This is a genomic window from Kaarinaea lacus (genome assembly GCF_975902315.1).
Genome location: NZ_CDLKIE010000221.1, coordinates 1 through 5,957, shown reverse-complemented (window position 1 = coordinate 5,957; position 5,957 = coordinate 1). Strand labels below are relative to the sequence as shown.

The following is a 5,957-nucleotide window of genomic DNA, read 5'->3' as shown; positions in this document are numbered from 1 at the left end:
TTTTGTACTTCTCCATGGATTCTTTTACCAACAACATCAATTCGGAGTTTCCAAAATGTCTTCCTGAAATATTTACCGCTAAAGTGACCACCTCGCCCTTATCGCGCCGATGGGCCTGTTCTTTAATGGCATTACGCAGCACCCAACGGTCAATATCACGGATAAGACCAAATCGTTCTGCAGTGTCGATAAATGCTGGCGGTGTAATTAGCTCTTCATCTCTGCCACGCATGCGTAACAAAACTTCATAATGGGTGATTGATTGTGTGTATAAATCAGCAACAGGCTGAAAATGCAGAACCAGACGGTTCTGCTCCAATGCCCAGCGTATGCGCTCTTCCCAGTGAATTTTCGCCTGCATGTTCCACAATTCATCATCATCCTCACTGAAAATATGGTACTGACTGCGGCCCTTGTTTTTGGCTGTATACATCGCGGCATCCGCTTTTGCCAGCAAATCGCTGGCTACATATCCCTGAGTCGGGAAAAAGGCGATACCTATACTGGCACTAATATGTATCAGCTTGTTTTCACACTCAATCATCTCCTGGGATAAAGTGCCTAACAAGGCATTGGCTACCGTTTCAGTTTCTTTTTCTGTAACGCTTGGAATGATTACACCAAATTCATCGCCGCCCAGACGACCAAGAATATCTGTTTTCCTGAGTACTTTTGCCAGTCGTCGCGAAACATCCAGCAAATACTCATCACCATATTGATGCCCATAGGTGTCGTTGATGTATTTAAACTGATCAAGATCGATAAACAATAACGCGCCCTGTTGTTTATATCGTTGTGTGAAAGCGATACTCCGTTCAAGTTCTTCCTGAAACCTGCGACGATTTATCAATCCCGTTAATGAATCATGCTCGGCTAGATAGACAATACGGTCTTCCGCCGTTTTCTGTTCCATGATATCCAGAATCAGCCCCCGGATAACCTTATCTCCATTGTCGTCAACTTCGACGTTATTGATTGCACGCACCCATAGCAGGTGACCCAATTCATGTATCATTCGAAAATCAACCATGAATGAATTTTCCTGTTTGGTATTATCTTCAAGAGATTTCTCCATCCAGGTCCTGTCATCAGGATAAATATGGTCGCGCCAAAAATTGGGCTTCAACCACTCTGCAACACTATAACCCAACAAATTTTCGGCTTCCTGGCTTACATAACTAAACTGGTAATCCGGCAGTTTTGCCTCAACAACGACAGCATCAATGCCATTCAACAAGGTTTGCAGATATCGGGTTTCGCGCTGCAGCTCAGCGTGCTTTTGCCCCAGCTCATTTTGTGTAGTCGATAGATGTTCGGCAAGTTCATCAAAGGATTTTGCTACATCACCAATTTCATCCAGCGATTTGATATTGATTCGATAGTCGAGTTCACCACGCTGCAATGCCTTGGCGCCTTCTTCGAGGTTACGCAGGTTGCGCGTCATATACAGGCTCAGCACGATCGTAACCAGAATTGAAAGCAGCAATCCCAGTGCACCGATAGCGGTATTCTGATTTTTTGTTTCTGACAGTATTTTATTGACAGATACCAGTGAATAGCCAATCTCAACCTTGCCCAAAGCCTGCCCGGCTAAACTGATCTCGCTAACCACATCATAAACACCATCTTTAAGTGCCTCATTATAGTTGGGATCAAGCGCGTTATTGCTCGACTCACCCAACTTTGCCATCACTTCACCGGAAAGGTTGTAAACAATGATGTACTCATAATGTTTGTTAGTGACCAGCAATGAAAGAACGTCTTTGAGAATAGCCCTGTCATTTACCGCTAATCCAGGCGCCAAAGAATTGGTCAATAGCTTGGTTTCCACATCAATAGATTGCTCCAGCAAATCAGCATGACTGGAATTAATGAGTCGGATACTATTCCAGGTGATCGCAAATAACATGGTGGTCAATATGGCCGCCAAAGCAATGATCAACCGGGTTGAAAGGCGAAGCTTTATTTTTTGAATCGAATCGCGCACTTCTGAGGACGGCGTTTTAGTCTCAGTATTTGGCTCAATTTGTTCATGAGGGTTATCGACTAACAATGATCATCCCCGGTAATAACTGCGTTCATGCCTGGCAATCCCGATATAACTGTGAATTACCTAATCTAGGGTACGGCGACCTGCACAAAAGGTCGCAATACTTCGAATTGATTTTTGCTTGCTTCGATATATCCCGGCTGCGCGATAGTCTTTAATATGACCTTGCCCTGTGGCAGGTCTCTCATAGCCCATATGGATTTTTTTAAATCTTGCTTTAACTGTTCAGGCAAATCCCTGGCGACTAATATACCGATGCCTGGAAACGGATCACTCTGCGCCACAATTTTTAACGCAACGTTTTTTGAAATGGCTTTCATTGCGATGAAATTGGATATTACCGCGGCATCAGCTTCACCACCCAGTACTGCAGAATATGCGGCATTGTGTGTTTGGTAAGTACTATATTGCACTGCTTTTATGCCATTCGCATCCAGGTATTTTCTAGCTACCATAGTTACAATTGCTTCGTTAGGTGGAGTCGCAATGGTTTTACTTTCCAGGTCCTGTATATTTTGAATGGAGCTCTTTTCCTTTACGACAAATACTGATTTCAACGGCTTGGTAAATGTTGCTGCCACTTCATAGTGATTACCATCAAGTGCCTGCAGTGCCATATGTGGAGCGGTAAACACAATGTCATATTGACGTTGTTCGGTACGTCTGGAGAACTCGGTAAAATTTTTTGCTGTTTCCATTCGAATTTCTTGCTGTATTTGTGAAGCCAGATAATCTCGCAATGGAGCAAAGCGTTTAAATAAAGCAATTGGACTTTCTATTGGCAAGAAACCAAAAGTAAGATAACTGTTCTTATTGTTATCTGGCCCGTTATCACTCTCTGACTTCGCCAATGCCATAGAACAACAAAGAAAAATCATCAACCAAAGTACGGCCGTGGACCAAAGCCGGTTCACCCTCGACACTGAAGTGCCCCTCCCTGCAAGTTATGCTGATTAATAGAAATATTAGCCGAAGAATCAGGAGTTTGCTCCGAGAATAGACGAATTTTTAATGCATGATGATTTCGCAACGCAAACCGGAAAGAAAACCTGTCGTTGTGGGAACTGTTACTAATCCCACAACGAATTCATCTGTTTTATATTGAGGAAGACTTCTGTGAACTGGAAAAGTTACTGGGTGAAAAATTGCTGGCGTAACTCGACGGTATAGGGACCTGAACCATTATCCGGAGTCACGTTGATGGTAAAGTCGAGTATTTCCTTATCCGCAACGTGAAATTCACTAATATAATACACCGCATCCGCGTCATTGATTTCCCGAACCTGGATATTTTTAAGTTGCCCCGTTAGATTAGTGGCTTTGGCATTCACTGTGGCTTTGACCGGCTTTCCATTTGATGATTTTGATTTCTTGACTACTGATATAGTTAGCAGTCCGCGATTCTTACTGCGAATGATGTTATATGCTTTGGCTACATTCGGTTGCAGTGTATCGCTGTTAAACGCATTAAGATGAATTGTGTAATCGCCAAAGTCCTTTGCAGCGGGCGTCGCAAAAACACCAGACGCCATTCCAAACAACAAAAAGAAAACCAGTAATGGCTTTTTAATTCTCTCTACTATCAACATCTGAAACCTCCGACTTAACAATGCAAACTTTCGGTCACTACTACTTATGATTGTAACTAAAGACAGATAAAACGTAGCTAACGATACAGATGAATTTCCGGTGATCCGCGCATTGCATTGCTTTGATCGTTTTGCCGATTGACCCTGATATCGAGGACCTGCGACTTCAACTCGTACGACTTCTCGATATCCCTAATATTATTATTACTATTGAATTAATAATACCACACAAATCATTGATCTACTGAGAATGGTAGTCCATGCGGCACAATTCAGATTATTGAATAATAAATCCATAGAAAACAACAGGAAAGGAAACCACCTGAACTTCAGGTGGCTTAATTAACTGAGATAAAAAAGTGAATGACTACTGAACGCCGTGCAGGGCAGTGACTACCGCACCGCCTGCCGCAGCCTCACTGGTGGCCATGGAGTTATTGGACATCGCTTCATTTCCATGGTCAGAATGCCACGGAAGCGGAGAATGAATAACTTCCAGGATGTTGTTGATCGATTCAAGCTGTGCTTCCAGCTCGGAGGTTTCTTTTTCCAGACGCTGGATGTTTTCGCCAATCTTTTCCCGAGAAGATTTAACCTTCTGTAAATTTTCGATACGCTTTTCAAGCTGCGCTTTGCGTTCCTTAATCCGTTTAGCCAATGGCAGCAGTACCGTCTTCGCCCAGTTTTCTGCGTCTTCATTGGCTCGGAAAAATATATTTCGAGCATGACTCACCATGGAGACAAAGAATTTTTTAACGACAAAACTTTGTTCAGTCATCGTGGTAACAGGGCTCTTACGAAACATTTCTGCTTTTTCGTAAAGCTGCGCCAGTTCGCGAGAGTATTTATGGGTAGTAAACAACAAGGGTTTAATATCGGTAAAACCATGCTCTTCACGAAACCGGTCATAAATTGAAGTAACCAGTTTGTTAGATTTATCGACCTGCCAGTTTACCTGGGTCATAGTGTCCTTGGCGCCATCGAAAAATGTTTTCATCCCGTTTTTCATTCCATTGGTGGTCCAGCTATCCACCATCGATTCCCGGGTTTTAGAAATCAATTGATCCAGCGACTCAATAGACAGGGTTTCATTCAGAGCCACGAGTTGGCGCTTTAATACATGCCGGCTGGTTTGAAAGTTTTCGACATCTTTTTGATAGACCGCCTGTTCAGCGCGCAGCTTTTTCATGGTATCCATCAAAACGTCGGCACTCTTACCCGACAAAGAACGTAATTCTGCAAGCTGGCTCTTGCCACTGTCGTGACGTTCCGTGAGCACAGATTTTGTCGACTCCACCATGCTACCAATTTTAGAGACGATGTTTTCCCGAATGATTTCCTGTTTCTTTGACAGGATGTCGTCAGAGAGCGCGACCTCGAGTGAAGGTAAGCCACTTTTTTCCAGCAGCGCATCATCTTTTTTGATTTTTGCCAATAATCCTTTTTGCGCGGAAATCGGATACACGTCGTCAATGGGAATACCCAGCGTATCCGCTGTTTCATTGCATTGTCCCTGGATGCTTTTGTGGACGGTTTCATCGTCGTGCAACTCATCCCACAGGGTATCTATTTTATTTAATACAATAAGCACACCCGTTTGTTGGGTTTCACGATAGGACTTGGCGTACTGCTGCCAGATTTCCATATCGGATTTAGTCGCACCGGTATCGGCGGCCAGCACAAACATGACAGATTGCGCGCGAGGCAACATATCCATGGTTAACTCCGGCTCACTGCCCAGGGCATTGAGACCAGGTGTATCGAGGATAGTTAAGCCCTGCTTCAACAATGGATGCGGGAAACTGATGAGGACATGGCGCCACATGGGAATTTCAATTTGCAATGGCGCTTCGTTCATGTGCTGGAAATAAGCCTCGGTATAGAGCCCCATTTGAATCGCCTTGTCTCGGCTAACAGATTTGGTTTTACCAATTTCCTTGAATGCTTCTACCAGGCTATCAACGGACTCGATGTCCAGCTCAATGTTAATCCAGTGATCGGGATGCTGTTTGTATTCGGCGATACTCATGTCTTCCAGACGAGTTTCAATGGGAAGCAGGCGAATGTAGGGAGTCTCCGCCTCCTTATCAAAATACAATTCTGTAGGACACATGGTGGTGCGTCCTGCTGAAGATGGCAACAAACGACGCTCGTAGTTGGCGAAGAAGATCGCATTGATTAACTCGGATTTACCACGGGAAAATTCTGCAGCGACCGCGATGGTGATCTCGTCCTTCTTTAGCGCATCAATTGTTTCATACATGCGCAGGTCTTCTTCCGGACTGCTCATTTCATTATCTTCGACCCACTTGCGGTAG

General features: G+C 44.0%; 4 protein-coding genes. All 4 read right to left on the bottom strand.

Features of this window, described 5'->3' with window-relative positions:
* The coding region (locus tag ACWVCM_RS06580) for a diguanylate cyclase domain-containing protein (RefSeq protein ID WP_455200931.1) at nt 1-2,053 on the bottom strand (2,053 nt) is incomplete at its 3' end.
* 65 nt (nt 2,054-2,118) lie between these two features.
* Nucleotides 2,119-2,973, bottom strand: coding sequence for a phosphate/phosphite/phosphonate ABC transporter substrate-binding protein (locus tag ACWVCM_RS06575; protein ID WP_455200930.1), 855 nt, complete (start codon nt 2,971-2,973; stop codon nt 2,119-2,121).
* A gap of 207 nt (nt 2,974-3,180) precedes the next feature.
* On the bottom strand, nt 3,181-3,639 hold the full coding sequence (locus ACWVCM_RS06570; RefSeq protein ID WP_455200929.1) for a DUF4426 domain-containing protein: 459 nt from the start codon (nt 3,637-3,639) through the stop codon (nt 3,181-3,183).
* A 367-nt stretch (nt 3,640-4,006) separates the two neighbouring features.
* Nucleotides 4,007-5,957, bottom strand: a 1,951-nt coding sequence (locus ACWVCM_RS06565) for a dynamin family protein (protein WP_455200928.1), incomplete at its 5' end; no start/stop codon positions are given.